This window comes from Streptomyces sp. NPDC002788, from assembly GCF_053592115.1.
Map to the genome: position 1 here is coordinate 452,718 of NZ_JBSFVB010000003.1, position 15,661 is coordinate 468,378.

14 protein-coding genes and 1 pseudogene are annotated in these 15,661 nt (G+C 74.1%); 10 read left to right on the forward strand and 5 right to left on the reverse strand.

Annotated elements, in window-relative coordinates:
- Positions 1–7: 7 nt before the first annotated feature.
- Complete coding sequence (locus ACWD1U_RS08695) at positions 8–796, reverse strand: hypothetical protein (RefSeq protein ID WP_451105683.1); 789 nt, start codon at positions 794–796, stop codon at positions 8–10.
- 343 nt (positions 797–1,139) lie between these two features.
- On the opposite strand from ACWD1U_RS08695, the gene thrS reads away from it, so the two are divergent.
- Positions 1,140–2,360, forward strand: coding sequence for a threonine--tRNA ligase (gene thrS / locus ACWD1U_RS08700; protein ID WP_451105685.1), 1,221 nt, complete (start codon positions 1,140–1,142; stop codon positions 2,358–2,360).
- A gap of 72 nt (positions 2,361–2,432) precedes the next feature.
- Here thrS and sigJ read toward each other — a convergent pair whose 3' ends face one another.
- Entirely contained in the window at positions 2,433–3,362 is a 930-nt protein-coding gene (gene sigJ, locus ACWD1U_RS08705) for an RNA polymerase sigma factor SigJ (protein WP_451105687.1), read from the reverse strand.
- A gap of 159 nt (positions 3,363–3,521) precedes the next feature.
- Here sigJ and ACWD1U_RS08710 point away from each other — a divergent pair.
- The 3 genes and pseudogenes from ACWD1U_RS08710 to ACWD1U_RS08720 form a co-directional block, all read left to right on the forward strand.
- Positions 3,522–3,680 (forward strand): annotated as a pseudogene (locus ACWD1U_RS08710) (YceI family protein); the annotation flags it as partial.
- A 91-nt stretch (positions 3,681–3,771) separates the two neighbouring features.
- Positions 3,772–4,062, forward strand: coding sequence for a YceI family protein (locus ACWD1U_RS08715; protein WP_451105791.1), 291 nt, complete (start codon positions 3,772–3,774; stop codon positions 4,060–4,062).
- Positions 4,063–4,120: 58 nt separating this feature from the next.
- Positions 4,121–5,086, forward strand: coding sequence for a nucleoside hydrolase (locus ACWD1U_RS08720; RefSeq protein WP_451105689.1), 966 nt, complete (start codon positions 4,121–4,123; stop codon positions 5,084–5,086).
- 56 nt (positions 5,087–5,142) lie between these two features.
- On the opposite strand, the gene ACWD1U_RS08725 is transcribed toward ACWD1U_RS08720, so the two are convergent.
- Positions 5,143–6,078 (reverse strand): LAETG motif-containing sortase-dependent surface protein, encoded by a 936-nt coding sequence (locus ACWD1U_RS08725; protein ID WP_451105691.1) that lies wholly within the window; start codon positions 6,076–6,078, stop codon positions 5,143–5,145.
- 294 nt (positions 6,079–6,372) lie between these two features.
- Here ACWD1U_RS08725 and ACWD1U_RS08730 point away from each other — a divergent pair, with 294 nt between their 5' ends.
- The gene (locus ACWD1U_RS08730) at positions 6,373–8,055 is read left to right on the forward strand and encodes a glycoside hydrolase family 13 protein (RefSeq protein ID WP_451105693.1); all 1,683 of its coding nucleotides are present in this window, start codon (positions 6,373–6,375) and stop codon (positions 8,053–8,055) included.
- A gap of 250 nt (positions 8,056–8,305) precedes the next feature.
- Positions 8,306–8,947, forward strand: a complete 642-nt coding sequence (locus tag ACWD1U_RS08735) for a carboxypeptidase regulatory-like domain-containing protein (RefSeq protein WP_451105695.1) — start codon at positions 8,306–8,308, stop codon at positions 8,945–8,947.
- Between the two features lie 8 nt (positions 8,948–8,955).
- Here the strand turns inward: ACWD1U_RS08735 and ACWD1U_RS08740 are convergent, their stop codons facing one another.
- Complete coding sequence (locus ACWD1U_RS08740) at positions 8,956–9,441, reverse strand: FxLYD domain-containing protein (protein WP_451105697.1); 486 nt, start codon at positions 9,439–9,441, stop codon at positions 8,956–8,958.
- Positions 9,442–9,502: 61 nt separating this feature from the next.
- Positions 9,503–9,877, reverse strand: coding sequence for a DUF6479 family protein (locus tag ACWD1U_RS08745; RefSeq protein ID WP_451105699.1), 375 nt, complete (start codon positions 9,875–9,877; stop codon positions 9,503–9,505).
- Between the two features lie 920 nt (positions 9,878–10,797).
- On the opposite strand from ACWD1U_RS08745, the gene ACWD1U_RS08750 reads away from it, so the two are divergent.
- The 4 genes from ACWD1U_RS08750 (at position 10,798) to ACWD1U_RS08765 (ending at position 15,474) form a co-directional block, all read left to right on the forward strand.
- The gene (locus ACWD1U_RS08750; RefSeq protein WP_451105793.1) at positions 10,798–12,102 is read left to right on the forward strand and encodes a serine hydrolase domain-containing protein; all 1,305 of its coding nucleotides are present in this window, start codon (positions 10,798–10,800) and stop codon (positions 12,100–12,102) included.
- A 72-nt stretch (positions 12,103–12,174) separates the two neighbouring features.
- Positions 12,175–14,115 (forward strand): glycine-rich protein, encoded by a 1,941-nt coding sequence (locus ACWD1U_RS08755; protein WP_451105701.1) that lies wholly within the window; start codon positions 12,175–12,177, stop codon positions 14,113–14,115.
- A gap of 174 nt (positions 14,116–14,289) precedes the next feature.
- Positions 14,290–14,841 (forward strand): tellurite resistance TerB family protein, encoded by a 552-nt coding sequence (locus ACWD1U_RS08760; protein WP_451105702.1) that lies wholly within the window; start codon positions 14,290–14,292, stop codon positions 14,839–14,841.
- Positions 14,842–15,111: 270 nt separating this feature from the next.
- A complete protein-coding gene (locus ACWD1U_RS08765; RefSeq protein WP_451105704.1) occupies positions 15,112–15,474 on the forward strand; it encodes a DUF952 domain-containing protein in 363 nt (120 codons plus the stop codon).
- Positions 15,475–15,661: the final 187 nt, after the last annotated feature.

The window sequence follows — 15,661 nt, forward strand, 5'->3', positions numbered from 1 at the left end:
GAGCCCTTCAGATCTGTGCCCGGGCCTGCTTCCGGATCTCCGCCAGCCGCTGCGCCCCGAGCTGCACGGCCTGCTGCGTGACGTCCTCGTACACCTCGCCGAGGCCGGCGTGGGTGACGGTGATCGCCTCCTCGCCGAGGCGGACGCCGGCGATGTCGACGGTGAGGTAGGTCAGCTCCCCCTCCTCCGTCTCGCCGGCCAGCGTCACCCGCAGGGCCTGGCGGGTGTCCCCCACCGGCGGCAGCGGCAGTTCGCCGACCTGGACGCCCTGGACGCCGCCGCGGTTGGTCGCCGCCGTGAACTGCCCGCACCGGCCCGGCATCGACTTCAGCCAGTCGAGCGCGCGGTCGGCGTCCGCCGGGCGGTGGGCGGCGATCTGGTAGCGCATCTGGGCGTCGGTGTCGCCGTCGTCCAGCGCGGTCATGGCGTGCGGGCCCTGCGGGGGGCCGAACAGCTCCTCCGTGTAGAGGACGTCCAGCAGCCGCTGGCAGTCAGGGTCCTCGGTGGTCCCCTTCAGCAGACCGTCGCGCCAGGTCCGCGCGCCGCGGGTCGGCACCCACGGCTCCCCGAGATCGGCCTCGGTGACCAACGCCGCCCGGGTCTGAGTGTCGGTGAGGACGTCCCCGGAACCGGCGGGCTGCTCCACGGCCGGTGACACGGCGGACGCGGAGGCGGAGGCGGAGAACCACCGGGGCCGCGGCTCGTCCTGGGCCGAGCAGCCGGCCGCGGCCGGCAGGGCGATCAACGGCAGCACGGCGAGAAGGAGGGCACGGGTGGTGGCCGGAGGGTGGGTCATCGGGGTGCCTCCTGAGGGGCGGGCCGGGCCGGTCCAAGATCGGGTTCGTGCTCTCACGGCACCACCACGACCGCCCGTTCACCAGCGCGACGGGCCGTCCGGGTGAGGGGACGGTGTAGGAGCGCCGCGGCGGCACGGGCACGGAAAATCCCTCGCTCCGACGCCGCGCCACCAGCTACGGTCACGCCCATGCAGCGCGTCCCGCCCCGCCCGTCCTCCACGACGACGCCGGAGAGTGTCCCGGCGCGCTGACAGCTGACATGAGTGTCCGAAGCCCCGGGGTGAGTGCCCCGGGGCTTCGTCGCGTGGTGCTCGCTCCCTCGCAGACCCGGAGGAGCCCCCCATGTACGACCACCGCCGACTCGGCCGTGAACTGGCACTGTTCGACACCGACCCGCTGATGGGCGCGGGGCTGCCGTACTGGCTGCCCGACGGCGCGATCATGCGGCACACCTTGGAGGAGTACATCCGCGACGCGGAACGGCGGGCCGGCTACCGGCACGTGTACTCGCCCGTCCTCGGCAAACGCGAGCTGTACGAGACCTCCGGCCACTGGGACCACTACGGCGACGACATGTTCCCGCCGATGGACCTGGGCGCCGAACAGGTCCTGCTACGCCCCAGCATGTGCCCCCACCACGCCCTGATCTACCGCTCCCGCTCCCACAGCTACCGCGAACTGCCGCTGCGCATGGCCGAGTTGGGCGGCATGTACCGCTCGGAGCTGTCCGGTGTGCTCGGCGGACTGACCCGGGTGCGGGCCATCACCCTCAACGACGCCCACATCTTCTGCACCCTGGAGCAGGCCGTCGAGGAGGCCCGTGCCGCGCTGGAGCTGATCGGCCGTGCCTACGCGGACCTCGGCATCCGGGCCTCCCGCCACCGGCTCTCCCTGCCCGGCGAGGGCGGCAAGTACGTGGCCGACCCGGACCTCTGGAAGCGGGCCACCGCCCTGCTCCGCCAGGTCCTGGACAGCTCCGGCATCCCCTACGAGGCCGTCGAGGGCGAGGCGGCCTTCTACGGCCCCAAGATCGACGTCCAGATCACCGACCCGGCCGGCCGGGAGGCCACCCTCTCCACCGTCCAGATCGACTTCCACCAGCCCGAACGCTTCGACCTGCACTACATCGGCCCCGACGGGGCGAAGCACCGCCCGGTCATGGTGCACCGCAGCGTCATCGGCAGCGTGGAACGCGCGGTCGCCCACCTCGTCGAGGCCCACGGCGGTGCCTTCCCCGCCTGGCTGGCCCCGGTGCAGCTGGCCGTCCTGCCCGTGGGCGACGAGCAGGACGAGCACGCCCACGCCCTGGCCCGACGCGCCCTCGAACTGGGCCTGCGCGCCGAGGTCACCGGCCCCGACCGGGGCACCCTCGCCGCCCGCATCCGCGAGGCCCGGCTGGTCCCCTACCAGGCGGTCATCGGCGCGCGGGAGGCCGCCGCCGGGCTCGTGGCGCCCCGCCTGCGGGACGGCCGCCGCCTCGACGCCCTGCCCCCCGAGGAGTTGCTGCACCGGATCGGGGACCGGGTGGCGGCTCGCGGCACCACCCTGTGGGACGAGGTGTAGGGCGGACACCGGTGCGCGGGGCTTCGTGGGCGGCAGGCCGGGGGTGGTTCCCGGTGCCTTCCCACGGACGGGTCAGTCCGCCGTCCAGGGCCGGAGCTTCTCGGGGTTGAGCACGGCCCAGATGCGCTGGATCCGGTCGCCCGCGACCTCGAACGCCAGCACCGACACGGTGACGCCGTCCAGCTGGGCCACCAGTCCGGGCTCGCCGTTGACCTCGCACTCCTGGAGGGTCACGTCGGGCAGGGCGCGGGCCCGTTCGGCGAAGAAGCGCGCGATGGGTTCGGCGCCTTCGACCGGGTGGAGTGCGGCCGGGACGAGCCCGCCGCCGTCACCGGTCGCCGTGGCGTCGGGCGCCAGCAGGCCGATCAGGCCCTCGATGTCCTTGGCCTGCCAAGCCTGCCGGAACGCCCGGACGAGGCCCGCGCGCTCGGCCGCCGGAGTCGCGGGCGGCCGGGCCGCGCGGACGCGGCGTCTGGCCGAGGAGGCCAACTGGCGGCAGGCCGCCGGGGTGCGGCCGACGACGTCGGCCACCTCGGCGAAGGAGTAGCGGAACACGTCGTGCAGGACGAACGCGACCCGCTCGGCCGGGGTCATCGACTCGAGCACGACGAGGAAGGCCATGGTGACCGACTCGTCGAGGGTGACGCGGTCGGCGGGGTCGGCCGGTTCGGCCGCGGTGTCGTCCCACCGTCCGCCCACCCACTCCGTGCGGCCGGGCAGCGGCTCCGGGATCCACTCACCCACGTACCGCTCCCGCCTGGCCCGCGCCGAGCCCAGCAGGTCGAGGCAGATACGGCCCGCGACGGTCGTCAGCCAGCCGCCGGGGGACTCGATGCCGTCCCGCTGCCGCGGAGACATGGCGTACCAGCGGGCGTACGTCTCCTGCACGACGTCCTCGGCCTCGGCCAGCGAGCCGAGCAGCCGGTACGCGAGATTGATCAGCTGCCGCCGCTCGCGGGTGATCGCGCTCAGGCCGTCTTCCGGCCCGGACGGTGTGCTCATGGTGCGGATGACTCCCTCGGTCGCGATGGCCCCCACTCCTCCGACGAGACAGCGTCCCGGAATGTCAGGCCGCCGCACCTCGCCTCACATTCCGCAGGGCTGCGTCGTCGTACTGCTGAGACCGCCACCAGGCCCCGCACCCTCCAGGAGAACACCACCATGACCACCACGACCACACTCGGCGAACTGACCGGCGACTACGTCCTGGACACCGCCCGCACGCGCATCGGCTTCACCGCGCGGGCCCTGGGGATCACCAGGGTCCGCGGGCGGTTCGAGGCGTTCGAGGGCGGCGCGCGGCTGGGCGGCGCCGACCCGTCGAAGTCCACCGCCCGGCTCACGATCCGCGCCCGGAGCGTCCAGACCCGCAACCGCAGGCGCGACGACCACCCTGCGCGGCGGCGACTTCCTGGACGCGGGGACCCACCCCGTCCTCACCTTCACCTCGACCCGGGTCGAGCAGGCCGGCGAGACCGGCTTCCGGGTCACCGGCGGTCTGACCGTCCGCGGCGTGACCAGGCCGGTCACCGTGGACCTCCGGCTGACCGACGCCGGGAACGACCCGCACGGCGCCTTCGGGGTCGGCTTCACGGGCCGGGCGGCCATCGACCGCGGCCACTGGGGCGTCAGCGGCGGCCGGGGCATGGTCGGCCGGAAGGTGACGCTGGAGTTCGACATCAGGGCGATACGGCAGACCTGACCGCCGGCCGTAGGGTCATCGGTGGAGACCCGTGTGGGAACAGTGGAAGGAGCCCGCCGTGACGGACGGCCAGCGCATCCCGGTGATCATCGACTGCGACACAGGCGTCGACGACGCCCTCGCCCTGCTGTTCGCGGTACGGCACCCGGCGCTCGACGTGCGGGCGATCACCTGCGTGGCCGGGAACACGGACGTCGACGGTGTCGTCCGCAACACCCTGACCGTGCTGGAGCAGGCCGGTGCCGGTGACATCCCGGTGGCCCGGGGAGCCGAGCGCCCCCTGATCGAGCCCGTGCGCACGGCGCGGCACGTGCACGGACAGGACGGGATGGGGGACCTGGGGCTGCCCGCGCCGACCCGTGTGCCCGTCGACGTGGACGCGGTGACGCTGCTGCGCCGCGAGATCCTCGCCTCGCCGCGGCCGGTCACCCTCATCCCGACCGCGCCGCTGACGAACATCGCGCTGCTCCTGCGCACGCACCCCGAGGTGGTGCGCAACATCGAGCGGATCGTGTTCATGGGCGGTGCGGTGGCGACCGGGAACGCCACACCGGTCGCGGAGTTCAACGTGTGGCACGACCCGGAGGCGGCCGCGATCCTGCTCACGGCCGGGGTGCCGATCACCATGTACGGCCTGGACGTGTTCAAGCAGGTCCTGGTCCCGGCGGCCGATGTCCAACGCCTGCGCGCGGCCACGGACCCCGTCCTCCGTTTGGCCGGTGAACTCCTCGCCCACCGCGACCCGGCCACCTCCGGGGACCCCACCCCGACGGGCGGTCTCGGCGACGCGGGCGCTGTGTGCGCGGTGATCGACCCGGGCGGTCTGACCCTCGAGCGCCTGCCGGTCGAGGTCGCCCTGGCTCCCGGGCCCGCCCGCGGCCAGACGCTCGTCGACCGCCGCCCGCGGCCCGGCGAGTCCGAGATCCACGAGGGAACCCGCGCTCAGCCCCTGGTGGACGTGGCGCTGGGCGTCGACGCGGAGCGGTACGTGAAGCTGTGGCTGACGGTGGTGGAAGGGGCCTGAGGAGGCCCGGCCGACCGAAGGGCCCGGGGCTGCGGCGCCCCGGGCCCTTCATGTCGTCAGGAACGCGCCGCGCGCTTCCTGCGGGTGGTGATCACGAGGGCCGCGCCGCCCGCCAGGAGCACTCCCGCGCCGATGGCGAGGGGACCCGTGCTGCTGCTGGCGCCGGTCTCCGCGAGGTCGCCGCCACCGCCGTTCGGCTTGGGAGCCGGGGCCGTGGTCGACTCGGAGGCGCTCGGGGTGGGCGTGTCGGTGTCCTTCGACGGCGGGGCCGACGGCTCGCCGGGCTCCGAAGGAGTGGCCGGCGGCGTGGTCTCCTCGGCCGGCTCCGACGGGGTGGCCGGGGGCGTCGAGCTCGCCGGAGGCTCCGCGGGCGGCGGCGTCTGCGTGCAGTCCTTCGTGCCGCCGTTCCACGCCGCGATCAGCTTGTCCTTGATGACCGGGCGGTCCGGGCCCACGGGCAGCTCGCCGTGCTCGAAGCCGTCCTTCGCGTCGAGCTGGCCGTCGAACTTCACCGCGCCCCGGTACAGGTCGATCTGCCCGAAGCAGCCCTGGTCGGGGATGGCGATGTCGAGCGACTCGGTGCCGCCCGGCTTGACCGTCACCGTGTCGAAGTCGACGAACACCTGCTCGCCGGAGGTCGCGAAGGTCGCGCCGTGGGCGAGGTAGGACGCGAGGGAGGCCGTGCAGGTCGACGCGTCACCGGCGGTGCGGACCTTGATGTGGACCTTGCCGTCCTCGGTCGGCTTCAGGTTCTGGTCGTCGACCTTGACCGAGTCGTAGAAGTTCGTGCCGTCGAGCGAGAACTGGCAGCGGTCGGTCCCGGTCTCCGTGCCCGCGCCCGTCCCGGGCTTGTAGCTGCCGCCGGACGACCAGCCGTCACCACCGGGCGTACCGGTGGCGAAGGCGGTGGTGGCGGAGGCGGCGCAGAGGGCGAGGGCCGCGGCGCCCGTCCCCAGCAGGCGGCGCGCGGTGACACGTCTCGCTATGGACATGCGGATCCCATTTCTTGGCTGTGCCGGAACCCGGGTGGCGGCATGCGGGCAGCGCGCGGCGCGCGGCTGCCGGGGCCGCACCGGAGGGTGAGTGGTCGGAGGACACTGGGCTCATTGGTCACATGCGCCTCAGTGCGCCCCATCGTGGCCGCGCCGCAGCACGCTGTCAACCTGCGGCGATACAAAGGAAGTTACCGCTTCATCACGCTTCCGTCACAGCAGGAATGGATGCCTCCGACCAACACGATGGTTCCTTTTTCCGGCATTCTGGACAGATTTAATGCTGTCGCCCGTATGCCCTGCCAAGGAGACCGCGTGACCGATCGCTCCACCCTCGACCTGTCGTCCAAAGACCCCGACTGGTGGCGTCAGGCCGTCGTCTACCAGATCTATCCCCGCAGCTTCGCCGACGCCGACGGTGACGGACTCGGCGACCTGCGCGGCATCACCCGCCGCCTCGGTCATCTCGCCGCCCTGGGCGTGGACGCCCTGTGGCTGAGCCCGTTCTACCCGTCCGAGCTGGCCGACGGCGGCTACGACGTCGCCGACCCCCGGGACGTCGACCCGCGGCTGGGCACCCTCGAGGACTTCGACGCGCTGGTCGCCGAGGCCCACCGGCTGGGCCTGAAGGTCATCGTCGACATCGTGCCCAACCACTCCTCGCACCAGCACGTGTGGTTCCAGGAGGCCCTGCACTCCGGTCCGGGGTCGGCGGCCCGCGACCGGTACGTCTTCCGCGACGGCCGCGGCGAGCACGGCGAACTCCCGCCCACCGACTGGCAGTCCGTCTTCGGCGGCAGCGCCTGGAAGCGAGTGCCCGACGGCCAGTGGTACCTGCACCTGTTCGCCCCCGAACAGCCCGACCTCAACTGGGAGAACCAGGAGGTCCGCGCCGACTACCGCACCACCCTGCGCTTCTGGTCCGACCGCGGGGTCGACGGCTTCCGGGTCGACGTCGCCCACGCCCTCGTCAAGGACCTGAGCGAACCGCTGCGCGACCTCGGCCGGCCCGAGCTGAGCCGTGAGGAGGCGCTCACCGCGCTGCCGCCCGGCACGCACCCCTTCTACGACCGCGACGACGTGCACGAGATCTACCGCGACTGGCGCAAGATCCTCGACGCCTACCGCCCGCCGCGCATGGCCGTCGCCGAGGCATGGGTGCCGGGGGCCCGCCGCGCGTTGTACGCCCGCCCGGACGAGCTCGGCCAGGCCTTCAACTTCGAGTATCTTCAGGCGAGTTGGGAAGCGGATGAGCTGAGGCAGGTCATCGCCGACTCGCTCGCCACCGCCCGGGCCGCCGGAGCCTCGGCCACCTGGGTGCTGTCCAACCACGACGTGATCCGCCACGCCTCCCGCCTCATGCTGCCGCCCGGCACCGACCTCAACGCCTGGCTGCTCTCCGGCGGCCACGCCCCGGCCGTCGACGAGGGGGCCGGGCTGCGCCGGGCCCGGGCGGCCACGCTGCTGATGCTGGCGCTGCCCGGCTCCGCCTACGTCTACCAGGGCGAGGAACTCGGCCTGCCCGAGGTCGCCGACCTGCCCACCGAGGTGCTCCAGGACCCCATCTGGGAGCAGACGGGCCACGTCCGCAAGGGCCGCGACGGCTGCCGGGTGCCGCTGCCGTGGACCACGACCGGACCGTCGTACGGCTTCGGGCCGGGCGGCGCCTGGCTGCCGCAGCCGCCCGGTTTCGCCGCCCGTGCCGTCGAGGCCCAGGACGGCGTCGAGGGTTCCACCCTGGAGCTGTACCGCACGGCCCTCCGGCTGCGCCGCAAACTCCTCGACGGCGAGGACCTGACCTGGGCGGCGGACGCCCCGGACGGTGTCCTGCAGTTCGACCGCTGCGTGGGCTGGCGCTGCGTCACGAACCTGTCCGCGTCGGCGGTCCCGCTGCCGGCCGGTGAGGTCCTGCTGAGCAGCACCCCCCTGGAGGACGGCCGGCTCGGGCCGGACACAACGGTGTGGCTCGGGCGCTAGCCCGAAACCGAACCCGGGTCCGCCCCGCCGGCACCGGGGCGGGCGGGCCCGGCGTCCGCCACCCGCACGGCCCAGCGGCACGCGCCGCCCGCGGGGCACCCGCGAGAATCACCGGCGGAGCGCCGTCGGCGTCCGCACAGGGAGCCCCGCCCGCGAACAGGTCCTGGAAGACAGCAGCCGTGGCCGGTCCCGTCGTCGCCGGGGTGCTCGCGCTCCCTTCTACGCCCGCGACGGCCCGGAGCGGCGACCTGTGGGGTGCCGCGACCATCGCACCCGGCCGGAGGGCGGCGTCGAGGTCACCGGCGTCCGGGCGGCGACCCCGGGAGCCACGCTGACCCTGGCCGCGCCCCGCGGCACCCGGGTGACGGGCACCCCGCTCGACACTTCCGGCTACCGCGGCTCGGTCGCCGCCGACGGCCGCACCAGGACGTACACCGTCACCGGCGACGCGGCCGGGCAGCCCTGGCCGGACCGTACGTTCCCCTTCGTGCTGTCCCTCCCCGCGGACGCCGTGCCCGGCACGCGGCTGCGCGAGTGCGTCCTGCGGATCACCGACGCGCGGGGAGTTCCGCGGACCGCCGGCCGGCGCGCCGTGACCGTGGGCCCGGCCGGGCCGACGCTGACCCGCCCGCTGTCCGGCGTACCGCTGACCGCCGTACCGGAGATCTCCGGAACGGCGCATCCGGGTGGCCAGGTCATCGTCCGCGACAAGGACGAGCGCGAGGCCTGTGCGGCCACCGCCGCCCCCGACGGTTCCCGGGCGTGCACACCGGGCCCGGCGGCCCTGCCGCAGGGCGCCAACCGCCTCCAGGCGATCGCCACCCTGAACGGGGTGAGCGCGATGAGCGAGCGGATCGACATCTCGGTGGCGGAGGCGGGCGCCGGTCAGTAGCGCACCGGTCAGTAGCGCACCGCCCGGGCGACCTCCGCGCGGACCTCGCCGGACAGGTCGTGGGTGGTGCGGGCGGTGGCCGCGGCGGAATCGCCGGGCTGCACGTTGTTCACGTTCACGAGGACCGTGTCCCGCAACCGGCCCTCGCCGTCGGTGAAGTTGATCTGCACGGCGAAGGAGCGGGCCGTGTCGTCGCTGTTGGTGACCGTTACCTCGGCCCGGGCCCGGCCGTCGGTGCCGACGGCGGGCGTGGCGACCTTCACGTCGCGCTTGACGTCGGTGCCGTCCTGGATGTCGTCGAGCCGGCGTCCGGCCTCCGCCGTCGCCGACTCCACCGCCTCGGAGGCCTGCGAGGCGATCGACCCGACGGCCGACTCCGCCTCGCGGGCGGTCTCCGCGGGGCTGTCGCCGCCACAGCCGGCGAGCACCGCGGCGAGGGCGACTGCCAGGGCCGTCCCTCCCGTCGCCCCGCGGGTCCGGTGGCGGGCAGCCATCTCGCCTCCTTGGGGAGCCGTGGCGGTGCCGGGAGGCCCTGGGCCTCCCGGCACCGCGGCGTCACGTACGTCCGAGGCCGCCGCCGCCGAAGGATCCGCTGGATCCGGGCGACCAGCGGCGCGGTTTCTGGTCCTTGCCGGTCCTGGTGCTCGCGCGGTGCAGCTCGTGGGGCAGGATCCGCTTGCCGTCACGGGCCACGACGGGCACGTCGTCGGGCTCCCGCATCTCCCGCATCTCGCGGACCGGCCCGGTGTCGGGCAGGTGCGGCTGCTCCTCGGGGCCGGGGTGGTGCGTGTCCTTGTCCATGACCTGCATCCCGACCCGCACGCCCCAGATCAGCGCGCAGGCGATGATCGCCCCGCCGATGAAGGCGATGGTCACGGCGACCGCGTGATCGGACGAGGCCGCCAGCAGTTCGTACGTTGCCGTTCTCATAGTCCGATTATCGCCGACGGTATGCGATAAAGCGCCTGGAATGTCCGATGGTGGCGGCCGGGCCGCGAGGGCGGCGCGGGCGCGGATGTCGCCAGCGGTCGCGTCGGCGCGCCCGCGCCCCGCGCCGCCCGAGAAGGCCGGGGTGCGCTCCTCGTCACAGGCCCGGGCCCGTCCCCGTTCGGGCCGTCCCGGGAGGCGGGGCGGGCTTGAGGGTGGCAGATTGCGGCCAGAGGAAGGCCGGACCGGGCCGTCGCGTCCCCGCGTGTGCCGCTCGGGAGCCCGGACCGGCCTTCCCGCTGCCGTGCCCCGCCGGTGACCGGGCCCTGGCGCGACGGCCTCGCGCAGGGTTGCGCACCCTCTCCTCGTCCGGCGCGGGACCGATGCCGCCCTCCGTGCGGCCGCGCCGGATCGTGTCCGGGAAGGGCCGGCCGGCGCCCGTCTTCCCGTCCCGGCCGGACCGGTCAACGAGCTGCGGCGTCTCTCAGGGGTCCTTGCACTGTGCCCGCCCGGGTCGCGCGGCCTGGCACCGCGCCTCGCCGCGTTGCCGAAGCGCCCAGGTAGCTACGCCACCAGGGCCCTCCGGCGCCTTGCGATGCACGGCACCGGACCACGCGACCTGATCGGACGCTCATAGTGCAAGGGCCCCTAACACCAGCGTGAGGCCGTCGCCGCCTCGCCGAGCCGGGCGAGCTCGGCCGCCGCCCCCCTCGAACGTCCCCAGGACATCGGGCCGCCGGCCGCGAGCGGATCCGGTCGCTCGCGCGAAGTCACCGCCCAGAGAAGCTGATTGACGGAACGCCATCGGCCGACGGCTGGATTCCGATCATCCCCCGGAAGGATGTGAGGGCCGTCCACTTCCCATGACGATGATCCCGACCCGTTCGGAGATCGAACTCGAACAGCAGGGAAGGGACGAGCTGTTGCGTATCGCCGGGCTCCTCGGAACCGTCCTGGGCACCACGTTGCTGGCGACCACCGCCGTACTGACCGCGCCAGCGCACGCCGGCACCGACGCCTCCCGGGGCTCCGCGTCTCCGGCCGGACCCGCGCTGCGCGCCTCGCTGGACGCCGTCCACGAGGCCGGGATGTACGGCGTGTTCTCGTCCGTGCGGGACGGCGGCGAACGGTGGACCGGGGCCTCCGGCGTAGCCGACGTGGACACCGGCCGCCCGGTCACGCCCGGCATGCGGCAGCGGGTGGGCAGCATCAGCAAGACCTTCACCGCCGTGGGCCTGCTCCAGCAGGTGGAGCGCGGCCGGATCCGGCTCGACGCTCCCGTCGGCGACTACCTTCCGGACTTGATACCCGGGGAGCGCGGCCGGCGGATCACCGTCCGGATGCTCCTCAACCACACCAGCGGGATCGGCGACTACGTCGCGGGCGCCTTCCCCTCCCTCACCCAGGGCTCGACGGCCAGCCTCGACGAAGAGCGCTTCCGCTCCATCCGCCCGCGGGAACTGGTGCGGCTCGGCCTCGCGGCCCCCGCGACCGGCCGCCCCGGTGCGGTGCCGGGCTCGTACTCCAACACCAACTACGTCATCGCCGGGCTGCTCCTGGAGAAGGTCACCGGCCAACAGGCCTACACTTACCTCACCCGCAACGTCATCGACCGGGCCGGGCTGCGCCACACGTACCTGCCGCGCTCCCCGTACATCAAGGGCCCGCACCCGCGGATGTACGAGTCGTTCTACGGCCTGATCGACCCGCCCCGCGACTACAGCGTCTACGACATGTCGTGGGCGTACACGGCCGGTTCGGTCGTCTCCACCACCGACGACCTCAACCGCTTCTACCGCGCCCTGCTCGGCGGGAAGCTCGTCCGCGCGGCCTCCCTCGACGAGATGACGCGCACGGTCCCGGTCTCCGGCATGGACTACGGCCTGGGCATCTACGCCCTCGAAGTGCCCGGCTGCGGCCGCTTCTGGGGGCACGACGGAGCGGTGTTCGGCGCCGGCACGATCGCGCTGTCCAGCCGGGACGGCATGCGGCAGGTGGCCGTCGCGCAGAACCTGATGAAGTACCAGAGCCTCGACGAGGACGGCGTACCGCAGCCGCACGCGATCGACAACGCCCTCGCCGCACACGTCGTCCGGGCCCTCTGCCCGGCCGCCCCCGAGGCCGGACTCGCCGCCCCGAAGGCCCGTGGGGAGCAACTCGCGCGGCTGCCCCGGATCGACGATTCCCCGTTGACCGACCGCCTCACATTTGATCAGCTGTCTCACTAGTCCTGTTCGATTCTGATCGAGCAGTCATGGCTCCCAGGGGGGGAGCTTGTGACAAGTCGGGGAGTTCTCTTGATGCATCACGATTCCGCCGTGCCGCGCCGCGCCCGGGTCCGGCGGGGCGCGGCCGCCCTGGCCCTGCTGGCGCTGACCGGCGGCACCGCCCTCACGGGCGCGCCTGGCGCGACGGCCGCCGGCGGTGCCGCGCCCGCCGGGAAGGCGTGCGGTCCCACGGAGGGGTTCTCCGGGTGCCGGCTGTTCGTTCCGGCGAAGGGCAAGCAGGAGTTCACGGTGCCGTCCGGGGTGACGAAGCTGGACGTACGGGCCTGGGGAGAGGGCGGCGCCGGCACCTCCAGGGCGAACGGCGGTGCGGGCGGCTTCGTCACCGGCACGCTGAAAGTCAGCCCCGGTGAGGTGCTGAGTCTCGCCGTCGCCGGACCGAACACCGGTGACGCCCTCGGCGGCAAGGGCGGCAGCAGCGGCGCCGCGCGCGGCGGCAACAGCAGCGCCATCCGCACGAGCACCGGCTCGACGCTGGTCGTCGCCGGCGGTGGCGGTGGGGGCGGTGACATGGCCGACGGCCAGGCCGGTGCCGCCGGTGCCGCCGGTGGCGAGTCCGGCCGGGACGGCACCGACAAGGACCGCGGCGGCAAGGGCGCCACCGGTGCCGAGGGCGGTGCGGGCACCGGCAACGGTGCCGCGGGCGCCGACCACGCCAAGGACGGCGCCGGGGGCGCCGGCGGCGCGGGCCGCTACGGCGGTGGCGGAGGCGGCGCCGGCTACGCGGGCGGCGGAGGCGGCACGGGTGCCGAGACCGGCGCGTCCACCGGCAACGCCCCGACCAGCGGCAGCGGTGGCGGCGGCTCCAGCTACGCCGAGCCGGCCCGGGTGGACGACGCCGAGCTCGCCGTCGGCACCGGCCACACGGCGCCGGCGAAGACCGACCCGTTCTGGGCCCCGTCCGACAACCCGATCGACTCCGGTGTGGCCGAGGGCGGCGTCCGCGCGCCCGGCGGCCCCGGCCGGATCGTCCTGCAGTGGCAGGGGTCCCCCGCGGTCGACCGGCTGACCCGGGTCTCCGGCACCGACGTGACCACCCAGCCGGGCCATGACGTCAAGCCGCTGGCCGTGGTGGCCCGCGACAAGGACGGCGAGCCGGTCGCGGACACCTCGGTGACCTTCACCGTCGAGGACCCGGACGGCCTGAAGCCGCTCTTCGACCTCACCGGCGGTCCGGACGACGACGAGACCGTCGTGGCGACCGACGCCCAGGGCCGTGCGCAGACCCCGTGGATCGGCCTGAGCGGCCGCAAGGAGGGCTCCTTCACCGTCCGGGCGAAGACGCTGGGCGCGTCGACGGCCTTCACCGTGCGGGTCAAGGAATCCCCGTACGTCGTGAGCGTCGCCGGAGGCGACGGGCAGAAGGCCGAACAGGGCCGGGACTTCGCCGAGGCGCTGCGCGCCATGGTGGTCAAGTCGGGCCAGGCGGCACCGGCCGGCACGGAGGTCGAGTTCCGCGTCGAGGACGGCAGCGAGGACGCGCCCCGCTTCGAGGGCGAGGAGCGGGCCGTACGCGTGAAGACCGACGCGTCCGGCAAGGCCACGGCCCCGGCCCTGACCGCCGGTGAGGGTACGGGCACCTACACGGTCGCCGCGTCGGTCGGTGACGCCATGACCCAGTTCGCGGTCGAGGTCGTCTCCGGCGACGGCGAGCCCGAGCCCGGCCCCGGCGACGGGTCCGGCTCCCCGTCCCCGTCCCCGAGCCCCACGGCCGACCCGAGCACGAGCCCGTCCGCCGAGCCCAGCCCGTCGACCAGCACCGGCTCGTCCGGCACGATCGGCGGCTCGTCGACCACGGGCGGCACGTCCACCGACCTCAACGGCGGCAGTCTCGCCGCCACGGGCACGGGCGGCATCGGCCTCCTCCTCACGGCCGCCGCGGCCCTGGCCGCCGTGGGCTTCGCGGCCTTCCGCTTCGGGCCCCGCCTGAAGCTCCGCTCACGCGACGACGCCTGACCTGCCCGCAAGGGCCCCTGAGACTGCCCGCCCCGGTCACCGGGTGCGGGCAGTCGGTGCTTCGGCCGGACGAGGGCGCTTTGCGGAACCTTTGCCCGGGGGTCGGACGTTGGAGGGGTGTGCGCGCGTGAGCGTGTGCACCAGGTGAGGCCGACGAATACCGAGGTGGCGGCGATGGCAGTGTGGGACCGGCTCAAGGACCAGGCGAAGGCCCTCCAGCAGGGGCAGGCCGGGCATGGTGCGACGCCCGGCGGGCACAGTGGCGGGACGCGGTCCGGCGGGGGTGGCAAGGCCCAGCTGGTCGGTCTGTTCAAGACGCAGCTCGGGTCGCTGAAGAACGAGTTGAAGAGCGGGGCGTACCGGGACGCGAGCATGGCGATGTGCGCCCTGGTCGCGGCGGCGGACGGGCAGGTGGATCCGGCCGAGCGGCAGCAGGTCGAGTCGATGATCCTGAGCAACGACGTGCTGCAGAACTTCCCGCCGGAGCAGCTGCGCACGCGCTTCAACAAGCATGTGGACCAGCTGACCGCCAACTTCCAGCTCGGCAAGACCGAGGCGATGCAGGAGATCGCCAAGGCCGCCAAGAAGCCCACCGAGGCCAGGGCCGTGATCCAGACCGGCATGGTCATCGCCGGTGCCGACGGTCACTTCTCCCAGGCCGAGGCGACGGTACTGCGCGAGGCCTGCGCGGCGCTGGGGGTGTCTCCGGCCGAGTTCCAGCTCTGACCGGAGAGGGTGGAGACGGCCGGGCGCGGTCCTCTCAAGGAACGCGCAGGGCGTCCACGGTCAGGCGGGCCGCCGCGCCGATGACGGCGTCGGCGGCGGGCAGGAGGCGCGGGTGCGGGCCGTGCGGGTGAAGACGGCGACGGCGTAGCGGCCCCCGTCGGGGACTCGACGACGCCGACCTCGTCGCGCACGGTCGGCAGGTCTGCCCGCCGCATCCGGGCCGGACTCCCCGAACCTCTGAGGGCCCCCGCCGGGGTCTATAACGGGGCCATGATCTATCACGTCGTACCGCGCACCGTCTGGAACACCACCCCCGACCGGCCGTATGCTCCCGCGTCGCTCGCCGAGGAGGGCTTCGTGCACTGCTCCCCGGACGAGGCGACCACGCTGGCCGTCGTCAACGCCTTCTACCGGGACGCGCCCAGGCCCCTGCTGGTGCTCGCCCTGGACGAGACGCGCCTCACCGCGCGGGTGGAGCGGGAGGCGGCGGCCCCCGCACCGCCGCCCGGGGTCACCGGGGGCACCCTGTTCCCGCACGTGTTCGGCCCCCTCGACCGGGACGCCGTCCACCATGTCCTCGAAGTGCGGTGGGACGACGAGGGCCGGGCGGTGGGGCTGAGTACGACCGGATGACCGGGTGACCGATCGAGAAACCCCCCCACCGCCACCGCGCCGACCTCGCCCCGGCCCTGCGCCCGGCCCGGGGAGCGGCCCGCTGTGCCGTGGTGGCGCTCGCCACGCCGATCTCGTCATCGCGTGGCGGCGGCCGCGACCGCAGCCCTGACGATCCGCACGCTCACGGCGGCGCAGCGGGAGCACA